This is a genomic window from Herbaspirillum sp. WTB6, assembly GCF_057457785.1.
The window spans coordinates 2,576,946-2,603,464 of sequence record NZ_CP176522.1 but is presented as its reverse complement, the minus strand read 5'-3'; the positions used below and the strand labels follow the sequence as shown (position 1 = coordinate 2,603,464).

Below are 26,519 nucleotides of genomic sequence, written 5' to 3'. Positions count from 1 at the left end.
CGCATTAACTAAAACTAAACGGGATTGCCGCACGGGCCGATCTTCCCACGGGCGCCTTATTCCACTTCCTTGGCCGCGGCTTTCTTGCCGGCCGCCGCTGCGGCAACCTGCCCCGCACCCTTGACCGCGCCGAGTTCCGGCACGCCGAGCGCGGCGCGCACCTTGTTTTCGATTTCGCGCGCCAGTTCCGGCCGCTCTTTCAGGTAGTTGCGCGCATTGTCCTTGCCCTGGCCGATACGTTCGCCGTTATAGCTGTACCAGGCGCCGGATTTCTCGACGATCTTGGCTTCGACTCCGAGGTCGAGGATTTCCCCTTCGCGCGAGGTGCCTTCGCCGTACAGGATGTCGAAATGCGCTTCCTTGAACGGCGGCGCGATCTTGTTCTTGACCACCTTGACCCGGGTTTCGTTACCAATCACTTCATCGCCCGACTTGATCGAGCCAGTGCGGCGGATATCCAGGCGCACCGAGGCGTAGAACTTCAGCGCGTTACCGCCGGTCGTGGTTTCCGGATTCCCGAACATGACGCCGATTTTCATGCGGATCTGGTTGATGAAAATCACCAGCGTATTGGTGCGGTTAATCGAGCCGGTCAGCTTGCGCAGCGCCTGCGACATCAGCCGCGCCTGCAGCCCCGGCAGAGAATCGCCCATGTCGCCTTCGATTTCCGCGCGTGGCGTGAGCGCTGCCACCGAGTCGATCACGACCAGGTCGACCCCGCCGGAGCGTACCAGCGCATCGGTAATTTCCAGTGCCTGTTCGCCGGTATCCGGCTGCGAAATCAGCAGGTCGGACAGGTTGATACCGAGCTTTTGCGCATAGCCGACATCAAGCGCATGCTCGGCGTCGATGAAGGCGCAGGTACCGCCCAGCTTTTGCATTTCCGCAATCGTCTGCAGCGTCAGCGTGGTCTTGCCGGATGATTCCGGACCGTAGATTTCAACCACGCGGCCACGCGGCAAGCCGCCGACGCCGAGCGCGATATCGAGGCCAAGCGAGCCGGTGGACACCGTCGCCACCTCTTCCACCACGGCGCCGTCTTCCATGCGCATGACCGAACCTTTGCCGAACTGTTTTTCGATCTGCGCCAGCGCGGCGGCCAATGCCTTGCCCTTTTCGGTAGCGGAGGCGGATTTCTTGTCATCCATAAGAGTGTCTTTCAGCGAAAGGAGGTTGAACAGTAGGTGCGCGATGCTGTGAATTCTCGAACCAAAGCAGCACTGTATAAAATAACAGTGCTTTATGCAAGCACACAATTATTTTCCCGGGCTGCGGCTTGCCTTGTCCCTATTGCGGAAACACAATAGACTACCGGCTCCCGGATTCGGACTTCCCACCTGCCACAGCCCACCATGCGCATATTACTTGCCGAGGATGACAATGTACTGGCAGATGGCCTGACGCGCTCGCTGCGTCACTCCGGTTACGCGATCGACTGCGTCAAGGACGGTGCCGAAGCGGATCTGGCGCTGGCGGCCCAGGATTTCGATCTGCTGATCCTCGACCTCGGCTTGCCGAAAATGCCGGGCCTGGAAGTGCTGCGCCGGCTGCGCGCGCGCAATTCGCACTTGCCGGTACTGATCCTGACCGCCGGCGACTCAATCGAGCAACGGGTGACTGCGCTCGACCTCGGAGCTGACGACTACATGGCTAAGCCATTTGCACTGTCGGAACTGGAGGCACGCGTGCGGGCGCTGACGCGGCGCGGCGCCGGCGGCGGCCCAAGCGTAATCCGGCACGGGCCGCTGTGCTACGACCAGGTCGGTCGCATCGCCTATATCGACGAGCAGATGCTGGAGTTGTCGGCGCGTGAACTGGGCTTGCTGGAAGTCTTGCTGCTGCGCTGCGGGCGCCTGGTGTCCAAAGAGCAACTGGTCGACCATTTGTGCGAATGGGGCGAGGAAGTCAGCAATAACGCCATCGAAGTCTATGTGCACCGGCTGCGCAAGAAAATTGAAGTTGGCGGCGTGCGCATCGCCACCGTGCGCGGCCTGGGCTACTGCCTGGAAAAATTCTCCGACGCCGGTGCCCGCAACGGTGGCGCGCCGGCGCGCTAAAGACCGGCATGCCCTCGTCACCCCATGCGCCGCTTCGCGATCCGACGCCGAGTGCGGATGCCCTGGATGGCTTGCTGGCCGACCCACCGGAAGAACGCGTTCAGCGTTCGCTGTTCGGCGAAATTCTCGACTGGATGCTGGTGCCGCTGTTGCTGCTGTGGCCGCTTTCCATCGGCGTGACCTACCTGGCGGCGAAATCGATTGCCAATCAGCCGTTCGACCGCGCCCTGGAAGATCGCGTGCTGGTGCTGGCGCAGCAGGTCAAGGAAAACAAGGGCAAGCCGCAAGTGCGGCTGCCGGAGACCGCGCAGCATGTATTGCGCGCCGACGACATCGACAATGTGTATTTCCGCATCAGCGGGCCGGATGATGAATTGCTGGCCGGCGACCCCGATCTGCCGCTGCCGCCGCCGTCCCCGGATACGCCGGTGCAGCCGTGGTCGGTGCAGTTTCGCTATGACTACATGCGTGCCGCCGAAGTCCGGGTCGCGTGGCTGTATCTGCAGTTGGGCCCGGCCGCCGATCGCGGGCCGCTCGCGACCGAGCCGCGGCGCGCGCTGGTGCAGGTCGGCGAAACCCTGGACAAGCGAACGCAACTGTCAAACCAGATCATCAAGGGCGTGATCCTGCCCGAATTCGTGATCCTGCCGATCGCGCTGGCGCTGATCTGGTTCGCGCTCTCGCGCGGGCTGTCGCCGCTGGCCGAATTGCAGCGCCGCATCCGCGCGCGGCGCCCGGACGATCTGTCGCCGATCGAATCGGGCCAGGTGCCGGAGGAAATTTCACCGCTGGTGCGCTCGCTGAACGAGATGCTGGAACGGCTGTCGCAATCCATCCAGATGCAAAAGCGCTTCATCGCGGACGCTGCGCATCAGATGAAAACGCCGCTGGCCGGCATGCGGATGCAGTCCGAACTGGCCTTGCGCCAGACCAGCCAGGATGAAATTCACCGCTCACTGGAGCAATTGTCGAAAAGCTCGCAATCGGCGACCCGCCTGGTGAACCAGTTGCTGGCGCTGGCGCGCGCCGAAAACCCGTCGCCGCAGGCGCAGCCGCTGCTCTTGACCGAATTGTCGGACCTGGCGCGCGACGTGGTGCAGGAATGGGTCCAGGCTTCGCTGGCGCAGGGCATCGACCTCGGCTTTGAACAGCCCGGGCATACAGTGATGGTGGCGGCCAATCCGGTCATGCTGCGCGAACTGCTGAATAACCTGATCGACAACGCCGTGCGCTATTCCGCGCCCAGCGGCAGCGTCACGGTGCGGGTGCGCAGCGATGAAGAGGCGCGGCGCGCGATGCTGGAAGTCGAAGACACCGGTGCCGGCATTCCGCCGGCGGAGCGCAGCCACGTATTCGAACGGTTTTACCGGATCCTGGGCAGCAACACCGAAGGCAGCGGGCTCGGACTGGCGATCGTGCGTGAAATCGCCCAGCGGCATGAGGCCGAGGTGGATATCTTCAGTAACCCGCATTGCCAGGATCCCAAATTCCCCGGCTGCCTGGTGCGCGTGACGCTGCCCTTGCGGCAAGCCGCGACCTTGATGGAAGACATCGGCTGACATGAACTCGACGAATGCACCCGGCGCCGCACGGCGGGCGGAACACTGGCGCCGCACTCGGCGCTTGACGCTATGGCTGGCGCTGGCCTGGTTCGCGCTGACTTTTTGCACGATTTTTTTCGCGCGCGAACTGGCGCAAATCAGCTTCTTCGGCTGGACCCTGCCGTTCTATCTGGCGGCACAGGGCGCAACGCTGCTGTATCTGGCGCTGGTGGCCGGATATGCCTGGCGCATGCGGCGCCTCGATCGCATGCTGGAAGGTGGCGGCACCGATGACGAATAAGGTCTTTTTCCGCAAGCTGAAGCGTTACTACTCCTGGTATACAGCCGGCTTCATGCTGCTGCTGCTGGTGCTGGCAATCCTGGAGCGCGAAGGTTTTCCGCGCACCTGGATCGGCTACCTGTTCATGCTCGCCACCATCATCCTGTACGCCGGCATCGGCGTCATGAGCCGCACTTCCGACATCTCCGAGTACTACGTCGCCGGGCGGCGCGTACCGGCCTTGTTCAACGGTATGGCGACCGCCGCCGACTGGATCTCTGCCGCCAGCTTCATCAGCCTGGCCGGCGGCCTGTACCTGCTCGGCTTCGACGGCCTGGCCTTCATCATGGGCTGGACCGGCGGCTTTTGCCTGGTGGCGCTGTTCATCGCACCCTACCTGCGCAAGTTCGGCCGGTACACGATTCCGGATTTCCTGGCGGTGCGCTACAGCGGCCGCTATGGCGGCAACCTGGTACGGATTTGCGCGGTGATGGCCACCGTGGCGGTGTCGTTCACCTATGTCGTGGCGCAGATTTATGGCGTCGGCCTGATCACCTCGCGCTTCACCGGCGTCGATTTTTCGGTCGGCATCTTTCTCGGCCTGGCCAGCATCCTGGTGTGTTCCTTCCTGGGCGGCATGCGCGCGGTGACCTGGACCCAGGTCGCGCAATACATCGTGTTGCTGATTGCCTACCTGATTCCGGTGATCTGGCTGTCGGCCAAGCATACCAGCGTGCCGATTCCCCCCGTCGCCTACGGCGCAGCCTCGGCCAAGCTGGCCGAGCGCGAACGGGCACTGGCTGCCGACCCTGGAGAGCAGCAGGTACGCGAGGTATTCCGCCAGCGCGCCGGCGAGTACGACAGCAAGCTCAACCACCTGCCGCAATCCTGGCAGGATGGGCTGGCCGCGGCGCAGCGCAAGATCGAACGGCTGCGCAGCAACGATGCCTCATTAATCGAGATCAAGGCGGCCGGGCGGGAACTGGCTGCCTATCCCGAGACCGCAACCGACGCCGAGCGCGTCTGGCTCGAAGCCCGGGCCGCCAATCTGGCACGTGCCGAGCCGCCGACGCCGCACGCGACGCCATTTCCCGGCAAGGATCAGGAAGCATCCGACATCAAGCGCAACAATTTCCTGGCGCTGGTGTTTTGCCTGATGCTGGGTACCGCCGCGCTGCCGCACATCCTCGGCCGCTACTACACCGCGCCATCGGTGGCCGAGGCGCGCAGTTCGGTGGCCTGGACGCTGTTTTTCATCAGCCTGCTGTACATCACGATCCCGGCGCTGGCAGTGCTGGTCAAATTCGATATCTACACTTCGCTGGTCGGCACCGAGTTTTCGCAACTGCCGTCGTGGGTGTCGTACTGGGCCGGCATCGACAAGCTCAATCCGCTGGTGAGCATTACCGACATCAATCACGACGGTGTCGTGCAACTGGCCGAGATCGTGATGGACGGCGACATCGTAGTGCTGGCGACGCCAGAGATCGCCGGCCTGCCCTACGTCATTTCCGGTCTGATCGCGGCCGGTGGCCTGGCGGCCGCGCTCTCCACCGCCGACAGCCTGCTGATGACGATTTCCAATACGCTGTCGAACGACATCTATTACAAAATCCTGAATCCGGCCACCTCGACCCAGAAGCGGGTGACGATTTCGAAGCTGCTGCTGCTGGTGATGGCGCTCCTGGCAGCGTATGTGGCGTCGTTGAAGCCGGCCGACATCCTGTCGCTGGTCGGCGCCGCATTTTCGCTGGGCGCCTCGGCGCTGTTTCCCGCCCTGGCGTTCGGCGCCTTCTGGAAGCGAGCCAATCAGCAAGGCGCACTGGCCGGCATCGTCACCGGGTTTTGCGTCTGCGCCTACTACATGCTGCACACGCACCCGGCCTTGGGCGGCGCGGTGCAGAACCAATGGTTCCACATCGCGCCGATCTCGGCGGGAATCTTCGGCGTGCCAGCCGGCATGCTGGCCTTGATCGTGGTCAGCCTGCTGACGCCGGCGCCAGAGGCGCGCGCGCTGGCGCTGGTGGATCATATCCGGGGACCGTGAGCGGCGCGGCGCTGCCGTTGCTTTTGAAGTGGTTTTTGACGTTGCTTTTGACGTGATCCCGCTTGGGCGCTGCCGCTGCTGCGGCGCCGAAATCGGATCAGAAACGAAACATGTCTGAGCGCAGCGAGTTGGTTTCGTTTCCCGATTTTGGCGCCGCAGCGGCGGGAAGCCGAAGGCCAGCGTCCTTGCGGTCGCCTTCTTATGCTTACTTTTCTTGGCGAGACAAGAAAAGTAAGTAGCCGCCGGGCTACCCCCGGCTAATCACCACGAAGTAGCAACCTGATCGCTTAGCCCAAAACCTCACTAGGTTCCCACCTAAACCCTCGGGAACGACGCATGATTGAGTATATCGAAATTCACCAATGCTGAAGCCCGGCATTGATTGGTACAACCAGGAGTATATGCAACTCACACCACGATGGTCTGCGCCTCACCCTCGGCACGCTGACGAATCACCCCAATCCGGCTGACCTGCTCTCCCGCCGCCGTCAATTGCGCCACCGCCGCGTCCGCGTTCTCCGCCGACACGATCACCGCCATCCCAATCCCGCAGTTGAACACCCGATGCATCTCGCCATCCGCCACGCCACCATGCTGCTGCAACCAACCAAACAGCGGCGGCATCACCCAGCCGTCGCGCCGCAATTCGGCGGTCAAATGATCCTGCAACACGCGCGGGATGTTTTCCAGCAAGCCACCGCCGGTGATATGCACCATGCCCTTGACTTCCAGCACCGCCATCAGCGCCAAGAGCGGCTTGACATAGATCCGCGTCGGCTCCATCAGCACGTCGGCCAGCGGCCGGCCGTGAAAATCGGCGTTCAGGTCGGGCTTGGCCACCGACAGGATCTTGCGCACCAGCGAATAGCCGTTGGAATGCACGCCGGACGAAGCCAGCCCCAGCACCACGTCGCCCGGCGCGATCTTCTTGCCGTCGATGATGTCGGCCTTTTCCACCGCGCCGACCGCGAAGCCAGCCAGGTCATATTCGCCTTCCGGGTACATGCCCGGCATCTCGGCGGTTTCACCACCAATCAGCGCGCAGCCAGCCAGTTCGCAACCGTAGGCGATGCCCTTGACGACATCGGTGGCGGTGGCGACGTCGAGCTTGCCGCAAGCGAAATAATCGAGAAAAAACAGCGGTTCCGCGCCCTGCACCAGGATATCGTTGACGCTCATCGCCACCAGGTCGATGCCGACCGTGTCATGGCGCTTCAAGTCGAACGCCAGCTTCAGCTTGGTGCCGACGCCGTCGGTGCCGGAGACCAGCACCGGTTCCTTGAATTTCTTGCTGATTTCAAACAGCGCGCCGAAGCCGCCGATGCCGCCCAGCACGCCTTCGCGCATGGTGCGTTTGGCAAACGGCTTGATCGCATCGACTAACGCATCGCCGGCGTCGATATCCACACCGGCGTCGCGGTAGGAGAGGGAAACTTGGGAAGGGGTAGTCATGATGAAATGAGCAGCAGAGGCGGTAAAATACGCGGTTAGGATCAAAGCCGCAGCGCACGCCGCAGCCAATTCGCCATTTTATCAAACCGATCGCCGCGCCCCCCTCTTACATGCCATTTTCTTTCGCTTCGGATCAAAAACAGGGTTGGTTGTGGCTTGCCGTCGGCTTGGCACTGGCGGCCCTGCTGGTGTTGCTGTCGCCGATCCTGACGCCTTTCATCGCCGCCGCCATCCTGGCGTATGCGCTGAACCCGGGCGTCGACTGGCTTGCCGCACGCCGTCTGGTCGGCCGGTTTCACGTACCGCGCGCGTTGGCGGTGCTGATCGTAATGCTGCTGCTGCTGGCGGCAATTCTGGCGCTGTTGCTGGTCGTGGTGCCGGTCGTGCAAAAGGAAATCCCAGCCCTGCAGCAGCAAATCCCGGCGCTGCTGGAAAAACTGAACGCTGCGGTGGCGCCCCGGCTGCAGGCGCTCGGCTTCGACGTCAACGTCGATATCGCCGGCATCAAGAAACTCCTGGCCGAACACTTGGCAGGCAGCGGCGAAGCGCTCGCCGGCACGCTGTGGGCCTCGGCCAAGAGTGGCGGCAGCGCCGTCATCGGCTGGCTCGGCACTGTGTTCCTGATCCCGGTGGTGTTGTTTTACCTGCTGCTCGACTGGCATGGATTGCTGGCAAGAATCGAGGATGCGCTGCCGCGCAGTTGGGTCGCCCGCGTCGGCGGCCTGGCCCACGAAGCAGACAGCCTGTTGGCGCAATACCTGCGCGGCCAGTTGCTGGTGATGCTGATCCTGGCCGTGTATTACTCGTCGGCGCTGGCGATCGCCGGCTTCGAGATCGCGCTGCCGGTCGGCATCATCACCGGCTTTCTGGCCTTCATCCCCTACCTCGGTTTCGGCCTCGGCCTGACCCTGGCGCTGCTGGCGGCGATCCTGCAGTTCACCGGCCTGTACGGGCTGATCGCGGTGGCGATCGTGTATTCGATCGGGCAAGTGGTGGAAAGCTTCATCCTGACGCCCTACCTGGTCGGCGAACGGATCGGCCTGCATCCGATCGTGGTGATTTTCGCCTTGCTGGCCTTCGGCCAGTTGTTCGGCTTTGTCGGCGTGCTGCTGGCCTTGCCGGCTTCCGCCATCCTCTCGGTTGCGGTGCGGCATCTGCACGTGCTGTACCGCAACAGCACTTTCTACAACCAGCCATGAGACAGTTGCTGCTCGGCCTGGAACCCGACAAGCCGCAAACGCTGGCCAATTTCGTGGTCAGCCAAAATCGCGAGCTGGCGCAGTTGCTGGCGCAGTTCGCCGGCCATGCCGACAACCCGCCAAAAGAGCGCTTCGTCTACCTGTGGGGCGAACCCGGTTCCGGCAAGACGCACTTGCTGAAGGCGCTGGCAGCCGGCAGTGCGGCGCGCTATATCGCGCCAACCGATGATGCCGCGGCCTTCCTGTTTTCCCCCGCGATCCGCCTATACCTGCTGGACGATTGCGACGCGCTGCCGGCCGATGCGCAAATCGCCGCCTTCGCCCTGTTCAACCAGATCCGCGAACACGGCGCGATATTGGTCTCGGCCGGGGCGCTGCCGCCGGCGCAACTGGCGCTGCGCGAGGACTTGCGCACCCGGCTCGGCTGGGGCCTGATTTATCAGGTGCACGGCCTGTCCGACGAGGACAAGATCGCGGCCTTGAGCCAGGCCGCCGCCAGCCGCGGCCTGACGTTGTCGGCTGGGGTCTTGCCGTACCTGATCACGCATTTCCGGCGCGACATGCGCTCGCTGTCGGCCATGCTGGATGCGCTGGACCTATATTCACTGGAAACCCGGCGCCCGATCACGCTGCCCTTGCTGCGCCATCTGCTGCAGCAGGAAAATCAACACGCAACCGAAAACCCGATTTCATGAATCTCGCCCTGTTCGATCTCGATCACACGCTGCTGCCGCTCGACTCCGATTACGAGTGGGGTCAATTCCTGACGCGCATCGGCGCCGTCGACGCCGAAGAATTCGAGCGCCGCAACGCCGGCTTCTATCAGCAGTACCAGGCCGGCACGCTCGATCCGGTGCAATACCTGGAATTCGTGTTCGGCACGCTGGCCCAATTTCCGCGCCGCCAACTGGACGCGTGGCACCGCCAGTTCATGCAGGAAGTGATCACGCCGGCGCTGTTGCCGGCGCCGCGCGCGCTGGTACAGCAGCACCAGGATGCCGGTGACCTGGTAGCGATCGTGACCGCCACCAACCGCTTCATCACGGCGCCGATCGCCGCCGCCTTCGGCGTATCCCACCTGATCGCCGCCGACGCCGAGGTGGACGAGGCCGGCGAGTTCAGCGGCCGCCTGCGCGGCACACCGCCGTATGGCGCCGGCAAGGTGGTCAACACGCGCAACTGGCTGGCGACGCTGAACCGCTCGCTCGACAGTTTCGAGCGCAGCTATTTCTACAGCGATTCGCAAAACGACATCCCGCTGCTGTCGGCAGTCACGCACCCGGTCGCCACCAATCCCAACCCGCTGTTGCGCGCGCATGCCGAACAGCAGCATTGGCCGCTGCTGCATTTGTTCGATGAACCCCAATAAAACCAACCCATCTCGATGATTAAACAATTGATCCGGCGCATTCTGGGCAAGAAGAAGAACGACGCCGAGCGCGACCCGACCCAGCCTGTGGTGCTGGGGCCGAAACAACACGGCATCGATCCGGCGCTGGTCTCGGCCAATGCGATCCGCGTTACGCACACCCTGCAGCAAGCTGGCTTCACCGCCTTCATCGTCGGCGGCGCGGTGCGCGACCTGCTGCTGAACGTCAAGCCGAAGGATTTTGACGTCGCCACCAACGCCACACCGGAACAGGTCAAGCGGCTGTTCAAGCGCGCCTTCATCATCGGCAAGCGCTTTCGCATCGTGCACGTGATGTTCGGCGCCGACCTGATCGAAGTCACCACCTATCGCGGCGCGTCGCCCGACGAAGCGCCCAAGGACGAATTCGGCCGCGTGCTGCGCGACAACACGTTCGGACTGCAACACGAAGACGCGGTACGGCGCGACTTCACCATCAACGCCATGTATTACGACCCGGCGACGCAGACCGTGCTCGACTACCACGGCGGCATGGACGACATCCGCAGCGGCACCTTGCGCATGATCGGCGTGCCGGAAGTGCGCTACCGCGAAGACCCGGTGCGCATGCTGCGCGTGGTGCGCTTTGCAGCCAAGCTGAACTTCACGATCGACCCGGAAACGGCGGCGCCGATCGCGGTTATGGCGCCGCTAATCAACAACGTGCCGACGCCGCGCGTGTTCGATGAAATGCTGAAGCTCTTGATGAGCGGACAGGCGCTGGCCTGCCTGCAGCAATTGCGCAAGGAAGGCTTGCATCACGGCTTGCTGCCGCTGCTGGACGTGGTGCTGGAGCAGCCGATGGGCGAGAAATTCGTGACGCTGGCGCTGGCCAATACCGACGCCCGCGTGCGCGCCGGCAAACCGGTGTCGCCGGGCTTCCTGTTCGCCTCGCTCCTGTGGTACCAGGTGCTGGGCAAATGGAATGCCTATCAGGCCGCCGGCGAACACCCGATTCCGGCGCTGCACCTGGCTGCCGACGACGTGCTGCACGCACAGACCGACGCGCTGGCACTGCAGCGCCGCATCGCCTCCGACATGCGTGACATCTGGTCCATGCAGCCGCGCTTCGAGCGGCGCACCGGCAAGGCGCCGTACCGGCTGCTGGAAAGCGAGCGCCTGCGCGCCGGCTACGACTTCCTGCTGCTGCGCTGCGCATCCGGCGAAATCGATGCCGAGCTGGGCGACTGGTGGACCGCGTTCATCGCCGCCGATGGCGCCGGGCGCGAGGAATTGCTGGCGCAAAAACCGAAGGGCGGCAGCGGCGGCCCCGCCAAAAAGCGGCCACGGCGGCGCGGCGCACGCAAGCCGGCAGCGGGCAGCGCGCCGCAATCACAGCCAGATCAGGAATCATCTTGAACACCGACGCGCCGGTTGCAGTGGCCGCCTATGTCGGCCTTGGCGCCAATCTGGGCGACGCCGCCGATACCGTACGGCGCGCACTGCTGCGGCTGGCCGGCCTGCCGCACAGCCGGCTGACGGCGCAGTCCAGCCTGTTTCGCAGCGCACCGCTGGATGCCGACGGCGACGATTATGTGAACGCGGTGGCGCGGCTCGAGACCGAACTGGCGCCTGTGCAATTGCTACGTGAACTGCAGGAACTGGAGCAGGAATTCGGCCGCGTACGCAGCTACCGCAACGCGCCGCGCACGCTGGACCTGGACCTGCTGCTGTATGGCGATACCCGGATTCAGAGCGATTCGCTGACGGTGCCGCATCCGCGCCTGACCGAGCGCGCATTCGTCCTGCTTCCGCTGCTGCAGATCGAGCCGCTGATCGCCATTCCGGGCGCCGGGCCGGCGCATGCGTTTGCGCCGGGAGTGGCGGCGCAGGTGATCCGCAAGATCTGATTCGGCCTTGCACGATGCAGGCGACGGCACCTCCCGCCCGCGGCCGCGGGAACGACTGACTCTCCTGATTTTTTGCGCACGCAAATAGAACACCATGCAGATTCCCGTCATCGTCCAGACCGTCGGCCTCTTGAGCCTGTCCAACATCTTCATGACGGTGGCCTGGTATGGCCATCTGAAGAATCTCTCCAGCAAGGCCTGGTGGCTGGCGGCCCTGATCAGTTGGAGCATCGCGCTGTTCGAATATCTGCTGCAGGTGCCGGCCAACCGGATCGGCTATAGCGAATACAGCCTGGCACAGCTCAAGATCCTGCAGGAAGCGATTACACTCACGGTGTTTGTGCCGTTTGCGATGCTGTACATGAACCAGCCATTCAAGCTCGATTATGTCTGGGCCGGGCTGTGCCTGATGGGCGCGGTTTACTTCATTTTCCGCACATGAACCTGGAAAAATATCGATACATCGTGGTCGAGGGGCCGATCGGCGCCGGCAAGACTTCGCTCGCACGCAAGATCGCCGAGCACCTCGGCGCGCAGACGCTGCTGGAGCAGCCGCAGGAAAACCCGTTCCTGGAAAAATTCTATCGGGACGCCGCACGCCATGCGCTGCCGACCCAGTTGTTTTTCCTGTTCCAGCGCATCGGCCAACTGCGCGACCTGGCGCAAGGCGACTTGTTCGACGCCCGCATCGTGTCCGATTTCTTGCTCGACAAGGATAGAATCTTCGCGCAACTGACGCTCTCCGACGACGAGCTGAACCTGTACCGCCAACTGTACGATCAGTTGCGCCCGCAGGCGCCAACGCCGGATCTGGTGATTTACCTGCAGGCCGACCCGGACACGCTGCTGACCCGTATCGAGCAACGCGGGATTCCGATGGAAGCCGCGATCTCCGAAACGTATCTATATCAATTGTGCGAAAGTTACAGCCGCTTCTTTCATCACTACGATGCGGCGCCGCTCCTGATCATCAACAATGAGCATTTGAACCCGCTGCAACAGGAGCAGGATTTTGAATTGTTGCTGGCGCGCATCGAGCAGATGCGCGGCCGGCGCGAATTTTTCAATCGTGGAGAGTAGGCATGGCCAATTATTTGCAGGACCCGGATAGCGCGCAGCGCCAGCCGGTCACCATCCCATCGCTGTCGGCCATGCGCCAGCAAGGGCAGAAGATCGCCATGCTGACCTGCTATGACGCCAGCTTCGCGGCATTGATGGACCGCTGCGGCGTCGATGTGCTGCTGGTCGGCGATTCGCTCGGCATGGTGTGCCAGGGCCATGCATCGACGCTGCCAGTATCGATGGCCGACGTCGCCTACCACACCGCCAGCGTGGCGCGCGGCAACCAGGGCGCGCTGCTGGTGGCCGACATGCCGTTCGGCAGCTACGCCACGCCGCAAGAAGCTTTCGAGCATGCGGTACAACTGATGCAGGCCGGGGCCCAGATGGTCAAGCTGGAAGGCGGCCACTGGCTGGCCGACACCATCCGCTTCCTGACCGAGCGCGCGGTGCCGGTCTGTGCCCACCTCGGCTTGACGCCGCAATCGGTGCACCAGATGGGCGGCTACAAGGTGCAGGGCAAGACCGCCACCGCCGCCGGCAAACTGAAGTCCGATGCGCTGACGCTACAGGAGGCGGGCGCGTCGCTGCTGGTACTGGAAGCGATTCCGGCGGCGCTGGCCAAGGAAACCACCGACTTGCTGGCGATTCCGACCATCGGTATCGGCGCCGGCCCCGACTGCTCCGGCCAGGTGCTGGTAATGCACGATCTGCTCGGTGTTTTCCCCGGCCGCAAGGCGCGCTTCGTGAAGGATTTCATGCAAGGCCAGAGCAGCATCGAGGGCGCGCTGCGCGCCTATGTCGCAGCGGTGCGGGACGCTTCATTCCCGGCGCCGGAACACTGCTTCTAGCGCCTTCGCGGTTTTCCGATGCAGTTGACCGCAGCCATCCGCGATGCCTTCATCCTGCTGTTTTCGGGGGACCACGTCCTATGGCAGATCATCTGGGTGTCGCTGAAAACCTCGGTCGTCGGCCTGCTGGCGGCCACGCCGCTGGCGGTGGCGATCGGCTACGCGATCGGCAGCCATCGTTTCCCGGGACGACGCATCCTGATCTGGCTGGCGCAGGCGGCGCTATCGCTGCCGACGGTGCTGATCGGCCTGTTGCTGTATCTGCTGCTGTCGCGCCAGGGGTTGCTGGGCGGGCTGCAATGGCTGTTTTCGCAACCCGGCCTGATCGCCGGCCAGGCCCTGATCGCGCTGCCGGTGTTGATCGCGTTCACGCTGGCGGCGGTGCAGGCCTGCGATCCGCGCCTGGCGGAAACCGCGATCACGCTCGGCGCTTCGCGCCTGCGGGTGATGTTTACGGTGCTGCATGAAGTGCGTTTCGGCGTCATGGCGGCGCTGATCACCGGCTTTGGCCGGGTGATTTCCGAAGTCGGCTCGGCGCTCATGATCGGCGGCAATATCGCCGGTGAAACGCGCACCATCACGACCGCCATCGCGCTGGAAACCAGCAAGGGCGAATTCGCGCAGGGCATTGCACTGGGCATCGTGCTGATCGCGATCGCGCTGGTGATCAATGCGGTGCTGGTGCTGCTGCAAGGCGACGCGCGCAGCGCGGGAGTGGTTTCATGAGCGCGCTGCTGTCGGTGCGCGGACTGCAAAAGCAATTCGGCGCGCGGCCGCTGTTCGAGATCGACCTGCTGGAAATCGAAGCCGCCAGCGCCTACGTGCTGACCGGCATCAACGGCGCCGGCAAGAGCACGCTGTTGCGCGTGTTGTGCGGACTGGAGCAGGCGCAGTGCGCGCAACTCGAGTTTGATGGCCAGCCACTCTTGCTGCACCCGTATCCGCGCATCCTGCGCGACACCATCGTCTATGTTCACCAGCATCCGGTGATGTTTGCCAGCAGCGTGCCGGCCAATATCGGCTATGGCCTCGCGGCGCGCGGTATCGCTACGGCCGAAATCGGGCGCCGGGTCGAGGCGGCGATGGAATGGGCCGGCATCGCGCATCTGCGCCACAGTCGGCCGGCGACGCTGTCCGGCGGCGAAAAGCAACGCATCGCGCTGGCGCGCGCGCGGGTGCTGGCACCGAAATTACTGCTGCTGGACGAACCGACCGCGAACCTGGACGGCGCCGCGCGCGAACAGGTGATCGCGCTGATTCCGGCGCTGATCCGCGAAGGCAGCAGCATCGTGATTGCCTGCCACGACCGCGACCTGATCGGCCTGCCCGGTGTGCGGCGCCTGAAGCTGCGCGACGGCCGCCTGCACTTGCGTTAGCTGCTTTCCTGGTAGCGCGCCAGGCTGCTCGCCATCCCGGCTTCCAGGTCTTCGGGCTTGCTGACGGTCACGCCCAGGTTGCGCAACAGCCCATCCTTCAAGCCATACACCCAGCTGTGCAGCGTCAATTCCTGGCCGCGCTCCCAGGCGTCGCGCACGATCGAGGTGTGCGCCAGGTTGGCCACCTGTTCCATCACATTCAACTCGCACAGGCGGTCGAGCCGGGTTTCGGTGGGCAACACTTCGCCCAGGTAGCGCGCGTGCTTGTGCTGCACGTCTTCGACATGATGCAGCCAGTTATCGACCAGGCCGAGGCGGCGCCGCATCAGCACCGCATGCACGCCGCCGCAACCGTAATGGCCGCAGACGATCACATGCTTGACGCGCAATACATCGACCGCGAACTGCAACACCGTCAGGCAATTCAAATCGGTATGCACCACGACGTTGGCGATGTTGCGATGGACAAACATTTCGCCGGGCAACAGCCCCAGCAATTCATTCGGTGGAATGCGGCTGTCCGAGCAGCCTATCCATAGATATTCGGGCGACTGCTGTGCTGCCAGTTTCTCGAAAAAGCCCGGGTGGGAGGTGGAAATTTCTTCGGCCCATTGACGGTTGGCGCGAAACAATTGTTCCTGCATCGATTCACTTATCTGTTTTTCTGCCATGTAATTTCCTGAAAAAAAACGACTGTTCGACCAGACGCGAAGACGCCGCCATGCAGTCGCTTCAGCCGTCCATTTTATCGGAAGCCGGCTCGGCAGGAGATTCGCCCGGCGGACTCAGTCCGGCACGTCGGCCTTGAACGGTGCCGAAAAACGCTGCATGAAGCGACGGTCGATGCGATCCTTCCAGCGCCAGACCCAGTCGCCCTGCCACACCAGGCCATACCAGGAGGCCACCGCATGGCGCGCGCCGGTCGACAGCAGCGACAGGTAATCGCGCTGCGGCCGGTATGACAGCAATGGGCGCTGTGGCTGCAGCGCGCAGCGCAACAGGTTCTCGGCCAGGAACGGCCCCTGGCGCACCGCGAACACGCCCGCCTTCGACCGCGGGTCTTGCGCGCAACTGGCGATGTCGCCGGCAGCGAATACGTCGGGATGGCTGATCGACTGCAGGTGACGATTGATGGCGACAAAGCCGGCCGCATCGCAAGCCAGCCCGGATGCCGCCGGCCAGGTTTGCGGCGCCGAGCCGGTGGCCCACAGCAAGCGATCGAAGGCGGCGGCGCTGCCGTCGGCGAACAGGAGCCGTCCATCCTCCACCGTTACCACCCTGGCATGCAGGCGCAGCGCCACCCCGGCCTGGGCCAGTTGGCGCGCCAGCAGCCGTGCCGCGCGGCGCGGATAACCGGGCAGCAGCTCGCCGGCGGTCACCAGCGAACACTTCACCTGCGCGCGCCAGGGCGCCAGGCGGGCGGCCAGCGCCAGCGCCGCTTCGGCCCCGCCGGCGCCGCCGCCGACCACCACCAGATGCTGGGTGCGCACCGGCTCGCCTTGCTGGCGCTGCAGTTGCGCCTGGAATTGCTGCCAGTACTCGAGAAAAGCCGGGATCGGCTTGATGCCGCAGGCATGCCGGGCCGCGCCCGGCACCGCCGCCAGCGCCGGCGCCGAGCCGATGTCGAGCGAGACCAGGTCGAACGGCCAGGCCCCGCTATCGGCATGGGCGATGCGCGCGGCCAAATCGATCTGCCGGATGTCGGCCTGCACCAGCGCGACATCGGCGCTGGCCGCCAGCGGCTGCAAATCGACATGGCATTCGCGCGGCCGGTAATGGCCGGCAATCAGCCCGGGCAGCATGCCGGAATACGGTGTGTGCAAGTCGCGCGAAACCAGAGTCACCTGCAGCCGGCCGCGCCACTCGGCGCGGCGCCGGCGCAGCGCCTCCAGCACGAACAGGTGCGAGTGGCCGCCGCCGATCAGCAACAGGCGCTTAGTTGAGCTCACGGGCAGCCATTCTCATTGGTCGGAAAAAAAGATGTCGCCGTACCAGGCGCGGGCGTCAAGGCCGCTGTTATCGCCGTCGGTCATGATCGCTACGGCGTCGATCTGCTCGATGCCGTCGCCGAACGCCGCTTGCCAGTCGGCACGCACGTTGCGCTTGTGCGTCACCCACTGGCCGGCGCCGGTAGTGCCGCTGTCCTGCGCGATCATGCGCGCATTGGCGGTGAACGGATTGGGCCAGATCTGGCCGAGCGGCTTGCTACTGGCCCAGACGTAATTCAGCGCCCGCGTCGCCAGGCCGAATACGCCGCGCTGCGCCACCACATACACGCGCACCGGAAAATCGTCGCCGCCCTTGGTGCTCTCATCCAGCCCGGCATACGGCTTGTCGATCTTCCAGGACCAGTTGAGGTAGGGCGTCTTGCGCAGATCGACCTGGATTTTCTTGATGCGCCCGGACGCCGCGCCCTGGGTGGCGGCGCCAAGCACGGTCTTGCCAAGTTGCGCATCGAGCGTGAGTTGATACGAAGTCTTGCCCTTGAAACTCTTTTCCTCCCAACCACTGAAGTCGCGAGCGGCAAAGCTACCGACCGCCAGGCGCTCGGCGCCGGCGGCCATCGGCCACAAGCAGGCCAGGATCAAGGCCAAGAACCGGATCGCCTTGCGGCTCGCCGTTCGGGCTTCTTGCGGCAATCTCGGGGGATGCATAAAAATTATATACCCCCAATTACAATGGTAATATTCGAACATTAAATGGCGCTTTAAATAACATACTCCCTTGATTCTTCTGGCGACAGCACAGGTACGGTACAAGATGAAGCCCCGAATCAAGAACCGGCTAAGCGAGTTGCTGCAGCGCCTTGGCGACGCCGGCGCCATAGCCCGGGTCGGCCCGGCTGCAGTTCTCGATATGGCGTTGCCGCACCTGCTGTGAGGTACCGCGCATGGCACGCGCGGTGTTGTCGAACAGCGCTTGCTGCTGCGGCGGCGTCATCAGGCGGAACAGGTCGCCCGGCTGCGAATAGTAGTCGTCATCGACGCGGTGGTTCCAGTGGTCGGCCGCGCCTTCGATCGCCAGCGGCGGCTCGGAAAAGTCCGGCTGCTCCTGCCACTCGCCGCGGCTGTTCGGCTCATACGAGGTAGCGGCGCCGTAGTTGCCGTCGACCCGCATCGCGCCATCCCGATGAAAGCTGTGATACGGGCATTTCGGCGCGTTCACCGGAATCTGATGATGATTGACGCCAAGCCGGTAGCGCTGCGCATCGCCATAGGAAAACAGGCGCGACTGCAGCATCCTGTCCGGCGAAAAGCTGATGCCGGGCACCACGTTGGCCGGACTGAACGCGGCCTGCTCGACGTCGGCGAAATAATTTTCGGGATTGCGGTTCAGCTCCAGCACGCCGACCTCGATCAGCGGGTAATCCCTGTGCGGCCAGACCTTGGTCAGATCGAACGGATTCAGGCGGTAGCTGCCGGCATCCCTTTCGGGCATGATCTGCACGCACAGCTTCCAGCGCGGGAATTCCCGGCGCTCGATTGCCTCGAACAGGTCGCGCTGCGCGCTTTCGCGGTCGCGCCCGATCAGTTCGACGGCCTCGGCATCGCTCAGGTTTTCGATGCCCTGCTGGGTCGGCAGGTGGAACTTGACCCAGAAGCGCTCGTTTTGTGCATTGATGAAGCTGAAGGTGTGACTGCCGAAGCCGTGCATGTGACGGTACGAGCGCGGGATGCCGCGCTCGCTCATTACGATCGTGATCTGGTGCAGCGCTTCCGGCAGCAGGGTCCAGAAGTCCCAGTTGTTTTCGGCGCTGCGCAAATTGGTTTTCGGATCGCGCTTGACCGCATGGTTCAGGTCCGGAAATTTGAGCGGATCGCGGAAGAAGAAGACCGGCGTATTGTTGCCAACCAGATCCCAGTTGCCTTGCTCGGTATAGAACTTGACCGCAAAGCCGCGGATGTCGCGTTCGGCATCGGCCGCACCGCGTTCGCCGGCGACGGTGGAAAAGCGCATGAACAGATCGGTCTGCTTGCCGATTGCCGAGAACAATTTGGCCTTGGTGTAGCGCGTGATGTCGTGCGTCACGGTGAAGCTGCCGAACGCGCCCGAGCCCTTGGCGTGCATGCGCCGCTCGGGAATCACTTCGCGATCGAAATGCGCCAGTTTCTCCAGATGCCATACGTCCTGCAGCAAGGCCGGGCCGCGCGGACCGGCGGTCTGGATGTTCTGGTTGTCGACGACGGGCGCACCGGCCGCAGTAGTCAGTTTTTTCATCATGCTTCCTTTCAGGAAAATCTCCCAGGGCAATGAACAGCGACGACTCCGGTTTGCCGGCAGCCGCGCCCCCACTCTAGCAAATAAAGATCGGCGTGACCGGCACGCGCGGCCATCGGCCGGGGCTAGTTCGGCTGCGCGCCGGAGCCGCTGTTCCCGCCTGCGGCCTGGCGTTGCTCCCAGGCCCGCAACTGCTGGCGGTAACGCTCCAGCGCGTCCTGGTACAGCTCGAATATGCAAGGGTCGCAACCGCCGCGGCAGCAGTCGGTGCTGGCCGGGCGAGGCGGTGGCAGCGGACGCGGATCGTTGACGGGTGAGGTAGCCATGGCTGGAAATGAAGCTGGCGCTGGCGGCCTTCGGCGCCAGCCAACGCACTGCTATTTTATGGCTGTCGACGGCTCGGCGGGTTGCCGCAGCGCGGCCAGGCGATTCGCCAGCGCCACGAATTGTTCCATCGGCACCGCTTCCGGCCGCGCCTGCGGATCGACGCCGGCGTCGATCAGATCGTTTTCGGCCAGCATGCCGGCCAGGCAGTTGCGGATCACCTTGCGCCGCTGCGCAAACGCCTTCTGCACCACCTGCTCCAGCAGGCCCTGGTCGCAGGCCAGCGGCTGCGCGATCGGGATCATGCGCACGATGGCCGACTCGACCCGCGGCGGCGGCTCGAATGCGGTCGGCGGCACCACGAACAGCAGTTCCATGTGGTAGCGCCATTGCAGCATCACCGACAGCCGGCCGAACTCCTTGCCGCCGGGTTGCGCCACCATGCGCTCCACCACTTCCTTTTGCAGCATGAAATGCTGGTCGTGGACTTGCGGCGCGATGCCGGCCAGGTGAAACAGCAAGGGGCTGGAAATGTTGTATGGCAGGTTGCCGACCACGCGCAGCTTGTGCGCCGGCGGCGCCGGAATCGCGGCGAAATCAAACTGTAGCGCGTCGCCGGCATGGATGGTCAACTGCGCAGGAGTGAAGCTTTTCCGCAGGTGCGCCACCAGGTCGCGGTCCAGCTCCACCACGTGCAGATGCCGCAGCGACTCCAGCAGCAGGCGCGTCATCGCGCCCAGGCCGGGGCCGATCTCGACCATGACATCATCGGGCTGCGGATCGATGGCACGGATGATGGCGTGCAGCACGGCCTGGTCGGTCAGGAAGTTCTGGCCGAAGCGTTTGCGCGGAATGTGTTTCATCGATTCGGGAGTTTGATCAAGCGGGTTGCGCCGCACCGGCGCTGGCGGCCATCTGCGTCGCCATCTGGATCGCCGCCAGCATGCTGCCATGATCGGCCGCGCCGACGCCGGCCGCCGCCAGGTCGAGCGCGGTGCCGTGGTCGACCGAAGTACGGATGATCGGCAGGCCGAGCGTGATGTTGACGCCGTGGCCGAAGGTGGCGTACTTCAAGACCGGCAGGCCCTGGTCGTGATACATGGCCAGCACGCAATCGGCCTCTCCCAGGTATTTCGGCTGGAACAGCGTGTCGGCCGGGTACGGGCCACGCGCATCGATGCCCTCCGCCTGCGCCGCCTGCAGCGCCGGCGCAATGACGTCGATTTCCTCCCGCCCCAGATAGCCGCCCTCGCCCGCGTGCGGATTCAGGCCGGTGACCAGGATGCGCGGCTGCGCCAGGCCGAACTTGCGCCGCAAATCGCCGTGCACAATCCGCAGCGTACGCAGCAGACCATCAAAGGTGATCGCCGCCGGCACCTCCTTCAGCGCCAGATGGGTGGTGGCCAGCGCCACCCGCAAGGTTGACGATGGCCCGACGGCACCGGCCAGCATCATCACCACCTGTTCGGTGCCGGTTTGCTGTGCCAGATATTCGGTATGGCCGGTGAACGGAATGCCGGCATCATTGATCGTGCTTTTCTGCAGCGGCGCGGTGACGATGCCGTCAAAGCGACCGCGCTGCGCGCCTTCAATCGCCAGATCCAGCGTCTGCAGCACGGAGCGGCCGTTCTTCGCATCCAGCCGGCCCGGCACCACGTGCGCTGCCAGCGGGCAATCGATGACCGCGATGCGGTCGACGGGAAAATCCGGCAAGCCGTCATGGCGCCATGCCGCCGCCGAAATCGCCGCCAGCCGAATCGCCGGATCGATCGCGGACGCAGTCAACGCCAAAAAGGCGGCATCGCCGATCAGCACGCACGCGGTATGCGCGCGCACTTGCCAGGCCGCCTTCAGCGCAATTTCGGGGCCGATGCCGGCCGGTTCGCCGCAGGTGACGGCCAGCACCGGCCGCCGCACCTTAGCTGGCAGCGTCATCGAAGCGGTATTCGACGTAGGCACGATCGCGCAGCACGCGCAGCCACTCCACCGTCGCCTCTTCCAGCTTGCGTTCGCGGATCGCCTGCCGTGCCGCCAGCCGCAGTCGCTCGCGCGAGACGTCGTCGGTCTTGCGCTCCAGCACCTGAATCAGGTGATAGCCGAATGGCGACTCGATCGGATCGCTGACCTGGCCCGGCTGCAGCGCGTTCATCGCGCGTTCGAATTCGGGCACGGTATCGCCGGGGTAGAGCCAGCCGAGGTCGCCGCCCTTGGAGGCGGAGAGATCATTCGAATACAGCTTGGCCAGTTCGTCGAAGGTGGCCGCCTTATTGTCCAGCCGCTGCTTCAGTTCGGTCAGCTTGCGCTGGGCGTCGGTTGCCGACACCAGTTGATTGACCTTGATCAGGATATGCCGCGCATGCGTCTGCGTTACCGATGGCACATTGGCCGCAGCCGCATTGACGCTGCGTTGATCGACCAGCTTCAGGATATGAAAGCCGTTCGCGCTTTTGACGATCGCCGAAATGCCGCCCGGCTTCAGGTCGGCGATCGCATCCAGGAACAGTTGCGGCAGGCGGTCTGCGCCGCGCCACCCCAGTTCGCCGCCCTTCAACGCCTCCTCGGCATCGGAAAAGACCGCCGCCACCTTGGCAAAATCGCCTCCCGATTTCAATTGCCGATAGGCTTCCTCGGCGCGCTGCTGGCGCTGCGCAATCTGTTCCGGCGAGGCGTTCTCCGGCGTGCGCACCAGGATGTGGGCCAGTTTCAATTCCTGATGGGTGCCGGCGCTGCCCATTTCTGCCGCCAGGTAATTGTCGATTTCGCTATCGGAAATCTGGATCTTGTTGTCCACTTCGCGCTCGCGCAAGCGCTGCATCGTGATTTCGCGCCGTACCTCTTCGCGGAACTGCCCGAACGGGGTGCCTTCGCGCTCCAGCCGATTACGAAAATCCTGCAGCGACAACTTGTTTTGTTCGGCGATGCGGGCCAGCGCGCGGTCCAGCATCATGTCGTCGACCTTGATGCCCTGCTCGGCGGCCAGCTGCATCTGCGCGCGCTCGACGATCATGCGCTCGAGAATCTGGCGCTGCAATTCGGCGCGCGGCGGCGGCGTGCCGCCCTGGCCGGCCAGCCGTCGTTCGATGAGGGCGGAACGGCTGACCAATTCGCGCCGAGTAATCACTTCATTGTTGACCACGGCGACGATCGCATCCACCAGTTGCGGTTGCCCGGCGGCGGTGGCGGTCGTTGCCGCAGGTGCCGCCGCCGGCTTTTGCGCGCCGGCGTTCGGCAATTTTGATTGGGCAACGGCTTCGGACGCCAGGCCAGCCAGCGTCATCAACATCACGAGCGCCATGCCGGCACTCTTGATCGGGTTGTGCAGTGTGCGCATAAAATGAAGAGCGTTCATGGAATGGATAAATGGCAAGTGAATGGGGTGGGCAAATCGCTTATTAATTGATCATCTGATAACCAGGTACGTTGGCACGAATGGCTTCCAGCGGATTCGATCCGATTCGGGACAAACCATTCAATTCCAGCTGGATAAAAAATGCCGAGGTGGCGGTCTGGGTTGCGGTCGGAATCCGCTGCGCGACGACCCGGAAAATCCAGCAGTCCGCCTTGTATTCGAGACCCAGCAAGCCTTCGGCCACTCTCCTGTCGGGCAGGGAATAATTGATCCGCCCCACACCGTACCACCGTTGCGCAATCGGCCACTGGCCGGATACATCGACCTGCTTCAATTCGTTCAGCGGATTGGTCGGATCTTTGCGGTCGAAGCGATATTGCAGGTTCAACAATTTCTTCGGCGCCGGCTCCCAACGCAGCGCATAGCTGCTGCGCGTGCTCTGGCGCAAGGTTTGGCTGTACTGCAGGTTGCCGTCCACGGTCAAGCTCGGCAACAGCTTGCCGGTCGCCGCCAGCAGCAGGTCGGAACGGCTCTCGGTGGTTTCGCCACCCAGCGTCACGCGCTGATCGGAAAAGGAAAAGCGCTGGCCGATTGCCAGCCGCATGCGTTCAGCGCCGGACGGCTCGATATAGCGCGTCACCAGTGCCGCGGTCAACTGATTGGCGTCGCCGATGCGGTCATGGCCGGCGTAGCGGTTTTCACTAAATATCTGGGCGAAATTCAAATCGGCCAGGCCGGTGTCGAATACCGGGAACCGGCTCTGGTCGCGGAATGGCGTCTTGACGTAAAAAAGCCGCGGCTCCAGCGTTTGCGTCATCGAATTGCCAAAAAACATCGCGTCGCGCTCGAACACCAGGCCGCTATCCAGCGAGAAAGTCGGTAGCGTCCGGGTCAGGCTGGTGGGCGCACCAGCATTCAAATTTTCCAGCCGATAAGTGGTGGCGTCGAACGATACCTTGGGCGTGATGAAATAACCGGAACGAATGATCGGGTACGAAACGCTGGAATTGAGGTAGGCGCGGTCGCCGCGCACCCCGACCACCGACAGGTCCGGATGCCAAAACCGCGTGAATTCGGTGCTGGTGGTCCAGTCAAATCCACCCACATCGAGTTGCGCGGCATTCAAATTGAACTGCGGCAGGCGATCATATGGGCGCCCGATCGGGTTCAGCGGGTCTTGCAGCACCTGGTAGTTCGACACCCGTGCGCTGGCGGCCCAGAAGGCGCCGCCATAGGTCAGATTCACGTCACGCAGCAGCAGGCGCTGGGTGCTGGCGGTCAGCGAGCTGGCAAAATCGCTCGGATAATTGTCGTCGGAGGCGCCGTTGAGGTTCCAGTTCAAACCCACTCCGGAGGCAAAGGCCTGGGTATGGATGGATGAAATCGAATAGCGCGTCGTATTCGTCACCCGGTCGTTGGGCAGCATTTCGGCGGTGGTGGTGCCGGAATAGCCGCTGCCCAGATAGCGCGCATTGGCGCCCAGTTGCAGCCCGCGCCGCGCGATGAGCTTCGGAAACAGCGTCAGGTCGCGATTCGGCGCGATATTGAAATAGTACGGCACCATCACTTCGAAACCGCCGGTGCTGGTGGTGCCAAAGGTGGGCGGCAGCACGCCCGACTTGCGCGCATCCGACAACGGAAACGACATCGCCGGCGTGCCCAGGATCGGCACCCCCTTGAAATACACGATCGTCTTGCGCGAGGTGCCGAGATCGCGCCCCTGGTCGAGGCGCATGGTGTCGGTTTTCAGGTACCAGTCCGGGTCCGGGCCTTCGCAGGTGCTGTAGGTGCCGTCCGTGATGTCGGCTACCTCTTTCGATTCGAAATCGATGCGCTCGGCGGCCCCGCGCGCATTGTTTTTCTGCAACTGGTAGGTCGGATGCAGCACATAGCCCTGGCCCGACTCCAGGTTCAGCTTCACCTCGTCGCCGGTATAGCGGTCGCCATAGCGCCGCATGCGCACATCGCCGCTGCCCTCGACTTCGTCTTCGACGATGTGGTAAGTGCCGGAGTCGGCGTTGATGACGGTCGCGCCGCGCACGATTTCCACGTCGTGGCGGGCGTTGACTTCGCGATCCGGGCGCCCGGTCAGTTCCTCGGCGCGCACCGTGGTCGGGGCATCCTGGTCGCCACGCGCGCCCTGCGCTGCGGCGGTGCCCGGCCACGCTCCGGCCGCCGCGGCCGCCACGGCGGCGCTTGCGCAAAGCAGGTGCTGCAAGGCGGAAATGGGGCGGAACCGGGTCATGTAAACGGGCGATTGACAACCATGGCGGGCGATTTTTCGGGGCGAATCCCTTATTATATGGGAACTGTCCGCCGCTACCGGCTTCCCCGCACCGTGATTGTCATTGCCTGGCCTTCCATGTCTTCTGCCGCTTCCTCTTCTTCCGCTCATTCCGCATCCTCTTCCGCCGCCGACCCGCGCCTGACGCAACTCCGGCAATGGCTCGTCACGCTGGACACCAGCGCGGAGCTCCCGGTACTCCTGCCCGACTCGTTGCGGCCGGCCTCGGCCGACGCCAGTTTCCGCCGCTATTTCCGCCTCGATACCGCAGCCGGCGGCACGCTGATCGCGATGGACGCGCCACCGCCGCAGGAAGACGTGCGTCCGTTCGTCCACGTGGCGCAATTGTTCGCCGCCGCCGGCGTCTCGGTGCCGCAGGTGCTGGCGCAAGACGCGGCCCAGGGTTTCCTGCTGCTGTCCGACCTTGGCAGCACCACTTACCTGCACCAGTTGAATGCCGACAGCGCACACCGGCTATACCTGGACGCAATCGATGCGCTGGTGCAACTGCAACTGCACAGCCAACCCGGGGTGCTGCCGGAATACGACCGCGCCTTGCTGCAGCGCGAGCTGGCGCTGTTTCCGGAGTGGTACGTCGGCCGCCACCTGGGCGCGACGCTGGATGAAAAACAGGCGACGCAACTGCAGCAGGTGTTCGACGCACTGCTGGCCAACAACTTGGCGCAGCCGCAGGTCACCGTGCATCGCGACTACCACTCGCGCAACCTGATGGTATTGGCGGCGGGCAATCCCGGCATTCTCGATTTTCAGGATGCGGTGTACGGGCCGATCACCTACGACCTGGTGTCGCTGTTGCGCGATGCGTATATCCGCTGGGACGAGGAAATGGTGCTGGACTGGGCAATCCGCTACTGGGAACGGGCGCGCCGCGCCGGCTTGCCGGTCAATCCCGACATCGATGCGTTCTATCGCGATTTCGAATTCATGGGCCTGCAGCGCCACCTGAAAGTGCTCGGTATTTTCGCGCGGCTATACCATCGCGACGGCAAGGATGCCTACCTGAAGGATTTGCCGCTGGTGATGGAATACACACGCAAGACCGCGCAGCGCTACCGCGTCCTGACGCCACTGCTGCGACTGCTCGACACGCTGGAAGAAAAAACGCCGCAAGTCGGCTACACGTTTTAGCACCCAAGGAGTATGACAAAAAACATGGCATTTATCGCAACAAACACGCACGAATTAAAAAATACTCCCGTTAAT

The 26,519-nt window shown here is 63.7% G+C and carries 26 protein-coding genes; 15 read left to right on the top strand and 11 right to left on the bottom strand.

The genetic code is table 11. The features are described 5' to 3' along the window. Nucleotides 1–56: 56 nt before the first annotated feature. Nucleotides 57–1,148: a recombinase RecA gene (recA, locus tag ACK2VC_RS12185; protein WP_486730616.1), complete on the bottom strand. Its 1,092-nt coding sequence runs from the start codon at nucleotides 1,146–1,148 to the stop codon at nucleotides 57–59. Between the two features lie 204 nt (nucleotides 1,149–1,352). On the opposite strand from recA, the gene ACK2VC_RS12180 reads away from it, so the two are divergent. The 4 genes from ACK2VC_RS12180 to ACK2VC_RS12165 are packed head-to-tail and all read left to right on the top strand — an operon-like array spanning nucleotide 1,353 to nucleotide 5,925. Then, nucleotides 1,353–2,057, top strand: a complete 705-nt coding sequence (locus ACK2VC_RS12180) for a response regulator (protein WP_486730615.1) — start codon at nucleotides 1,353–1,355, stop codon at nucleotides 2,055–2,057. Nucleotides 2,058–2,065: 8 nt separating this feature from the next. After that, nucleotides 2,066–3,616, top strand: coding sequence for a sensor histidine kinase N-terminal domain-containing protein (locus ACK2VC_RS12175; RefSeq protein WP_486730614.1), 1,551 nt, complete (start codon nucleotides 2,066–2,068; stop codon nucleotides 3,614–3,616). A gap of 1 nt (nucleotide 3,617) precedes the next feature. Beyond that, nucleotides 3,618–3,899, top strand: coding sequence for a DUF4212 domain-containing protein (locus ACK2VC_RS12170; protein WP_486730613.1), 282 nt, complete (start codon nucleotides 3,618–3,620; stop codon nucleotides 3,897–3,899). Then, a complete protein-coding gene (locus tag ACK2VC_RS12165) occupies nucleotides 3,889–5,925 on the top strand; it encodes a sodium:solute symporter family protein (RefSeq protein ID WP_486730612.1) in 2,037 nt (678 codons plus the stop codon). Before ACK2VC_RS12170 ends, ACK2VC_RS12165 begins: the two co-directional genes overlap by 11 nt. Before the next feature lie 408 nt (nucleotides 5,926–6,333). Here ACK2VC_RS12165 and purM read toward each other — a convergent pair whose 3' ends face one another. Then, nucleotides 6,334–7,377: a phosphoribosylformylglycinamidine cyclo-ligase gene (gene purM / locus ACK2VC_RS12160; protein ID WP_486730611.1), complete on the bottom strand. Its 1,044-nt coding sequence runs from the start codon at nucleotides 7,375–7,377 to the stop codon at nucleotides 6,334–6,336. Between the two features lie 110 nt (nucleotides 7,378–7,487). Here purM and ACK2VC_RS12155 point away from each other — a divergent pair, with 110 nt between their 5' ends. The 10 genes from ACK2VC_RS12155 to ACK2VC_RS12110 all read left to right on the top strand — a co-directional run bounded on the left by ACK2VC_RS12155 (nucleotide 7,488) and on the right by ACK2VC_RS12110 (nucleotide 15,120). Further along, on the top strand, nucleotides 7,488–8,576 hold the full coding sequence (locus tag ACK2VC_RS12155; protein ID WP_486730610.1) for an AI-2E family transporter: 1,089 nt from the start codon (nucleotides 7,488–7,490) through the stop codon (nucleotides 8,574–8,576). Beyond that, nucleotides 8,573–9,271 (top strand): DnaA regulatory inactivator Hda, encoded by a 699-nt coding sequence (hda, locus tag ACK2VC_RS12150; protein WP_486730609.1) that lies wholly within the window; start codon nucleotides 8,573–8,575, stop codon nucleotides 9,269–9,271. Before ACK2VC_RS12155 ends, hda begins: the two co-directional genes overlap by 4 nt. Further along, entirely contained in the window at nucleotides 9,268–9,945 is a 678-nt protein-coding gene (locus ACK2VC_RS12145; protein WP_486730608.1) for a histidinol-phosphatase, read from the top strand. Before hda ends, ACK2VC_RS12145 begins: the two co-directional genes overlap by 4 nt. A gap of 15 nt (nucleotides 9,946–9,960) precedes the next feature. After that, the gene (pcnB, locus tag ACK2VC_RS12140; RefSeq protein WP_486730607.1) at nucleotides 9,961–11,343 is read left to right on the top strand and encodes a polynucleotide adenylyltransferase PcnB; all 1,383 of its coding nucleotides are present in this window, start codon (nucleotides 9,961–9,963) and stop codon (nucleotides 11,341–11,343) included. Further along, on the top strand, nucleotides 11,334–11,834 hold the full coding sequence (gene folK / locus ACK2VC_RS12135) for a 2-amino-4-hydroxy-6-hydroxymethyldihydropteridine diphosphokinase (protein ID WP_486733233.1): 501 nt from the start codon (nucleotides 11,334–11,336) through the stop codon (nucleotides 11,832–11,834). The genes pcnB and folK overlap by 10 nt, the downstream gene beginning before the upstream one ends. Before the next feature lie 94 nt (nucleotides 11,835–11,928). After that, on the top strand, nucleotides 11,929–12,276 hold the full coding sequence (locus ACK2VC_RS12130) for a DMT family protein (RefSeq protein ID WP_486730606.1): 348 nt from the start codon (nucleotides 11,929–11,931) through the stop codon (nucleotides 12,274–12,276). Beyond that, the gene (locus tag ACK2VC_RS12125) at nucleotides 12,273–12,914 is read left to right on the top strand and encodes a deoxynucleoside kinase (protein ID WP_486730605.1); all 642 of its coding nucleotides are present in this window, start codon (nucleotides 12,273–12,275) and stop codon (nucleotides 12,912–12,914) included. The genes ACK2VC_RS12130 and ACK2VC_RS12125 overlap by 4 nt, the downstream gene beginning before the upstream one ends. A gap of 2 nt (nucleotides 12,915–12,916) precedes the next feature. Then, nucleotides 12,917–13,744, top strand: coding sequence for a 3-methyl-2-oxobutanoate hydroxymethyltransferase (gene panB / locus ACK2VC_RS12120; RefSeq protein ID WP_486730604.1), 828 nt, complete (start codon nucleotides 12,917–12,919; stop codon nucleotides 13,742–13,744). Between the two features lie 18 nt (nucleotides 13,745–13,762). Beyond that, nucleotides 13,763–14,470: an ABC transporter permease gene (locus tag ACK2VC_RS12115; protein ID WP_486730603.1), complete on the top strand. Its 708-nt coding sequence runs from the start codon at nucleotides 13,763–13,765 to the stop codon at nucleotides 14,468–14,470. After that, nucleotides 14,467–15,120: an energy-coupling factor ABC transporter ATP-binding protein gene (locus tag ACK2VC_RS12110; RefSeq protein WP_486730602.1), complete on the top strand. Its 654-nt coding sequence runs from the start codon at nucleotides 14,467–14,469 to the stop codon at nucleotides 15,118–15,120. Before ACK2VC_RS12115 ends, ACK2VC_RS12110 begins: the two co-directional genes overlap by 4 nt. On the opposite strand, the gene can is transcribed toward ACK2VC_RS12110, so the two are convergent. From can to ACK2VC_RS12065, 9 genes are all read right to left on the bottom strand, one after another. Then, the gene (can, locus tag ACK2VC_RS12105; RefSeq protein ID WP_486730601.1) at nucleotides 15,117–15,791 is read right to left on the bottom strand and encodes a carbonate dehydratase; all 675 of its coding nucleotides are present in this window, start codon (nucleotides 15,789–15,791) and stop codon (nucleotides 15,117–15,119) included. The two genes, ACK2VC_RS12110 and can, sit on opposite strands and share 4 nt — an antisense overlap. 114 nt (nucleotides 15,792–15,905) lie before the next feature. Beyond that, on the bottom strand, nucleotides 15,906–17,069 hold the full coding sequence (locus tag ACK2VC_RS12100; RefSeq protein WP_486730600.1) for an FAD-dependent oxidoreductase: 1,164 nt from the start codon (nucleotides 17,067–17,069) through the stop codon (nucleotides 15,906–15,908). A 12-nt stretch (nucleotides 17,070–17,081) separates the two neighbouring features. Next, nucleotides 17,082–17,714, bottom strand: a complete 633-nt coding sequence (locus ACK2VC_RS12095) for a DUF3047 domain-containing protein (RefSeq protein WP_486730599.1) — start codon at nucleotides 17,712–17,714, stop codon at nucleotides 17,082–17,084. 190 nt (nucleotides 17,715–17,904) lie between these two features. Further along, on the bottom strand, nucleotides 17,905–19,338 hold the full coding sequence (locus ACK2VC_RS12090; RefSeq protein ID WP_486733232.1) for a catalase: 1,434 nt from the start codon (nucleotides 19,336–19,338) through the stop codon (nucleotides 17,905–17,907). 125 nt (nucleotides 19,339–19,463) lie between these two features. Beyond that, on the bottom strand, nucleotides 19,464–19,664 hold the full coding sequence (locus ACK2VC_RS12085; protein WP_486730598.1) for an oxidoreductase-like domain-containing protein: 201 nt from the start codon (nucleotides 19,662–19,664) through the stop codon (nucleotides 19,464–19,466). 51 nt (nucleotides 19,665–19,715) lie between these two features. Beyond that, nucleotides 19,716–20,525, bottom strand: coding sequence for a 16S rRNA (adenine(1518)-N(6)/adenine(1519)-N(6))-dimethyltransferase RsmA (rsmA, locus tag ACK2VC_RS12080; RefSeq protein ID WP_486730597.1), 810 nt, complete (start codon nucleotides 20,523–20,525; stop codon nucleotides 19,716–19,718). Nucleotides 20,526–20,541: 16 nt separating this feature from the next. Then, nucleotides 20,542–21,597 (bottom strand): 4-hydroxythreonine-4-phosphate dehydrogenase PdxA, encoded by a 1,056-nt coding sequence (pdxA, locus tag ACK2VC_RS12075; RefSeq protein ID WP_486730596.1) that lies wholly within the window; start codon nucleotides 21,595–21,597, stop codon nucleotides 20,542–20,544. Further along, nucleotides 21,581–22,993 carry a peptidylprolyl isomerase gene (locus ACK2VC_RS12070; protein WP_486730595.1) on the bottom strand — a complete coding sequence of 471 codons (1,413 nt, stop codon included), beginning with the start codon at nucleotides 22,991–22,993 and terminating at the stop codon, nucleotides 21,581–21,583. The genes pdxA and ACK2VC_RS12070 overlap by 17 nt, the downstream gene beginning before the upstream one ends. 61 nt (nucleotides 22,994–23,054) lie before the next feature. Then, nucleotides 23,055–25,229, bottom strand: coding sequence for an LPS-assembly protein LptD (locus tag ACK2VC_RS12065; RefSeq protein ID WP_486730594.1), 2,175 nt, complete (start codon nucleotides 25,227–25,229; stop codon nucleotides 23,055–23,057). 144 nt (nucleotides 25,230–25,373) lie between these two features. On the opposite strand from ACK2VC_RS12065, the gene ACK2VC_RS12060 reads away from it, so the two are divergent. Beyond that, a complete protein-coding gene (locus ACK2VC_RS12060) occupies nucleotides 25,374–26,444 on the top strand; it encodes an aminoglycoside phosphotransferase family protein (RefSeq protein WP_486730593.1) in 1,071 nt (356 codons plus the stop codon). The last annotated feature ends 75 nt before the right edge of the window (nucleotides 26,445–26,519 follow it).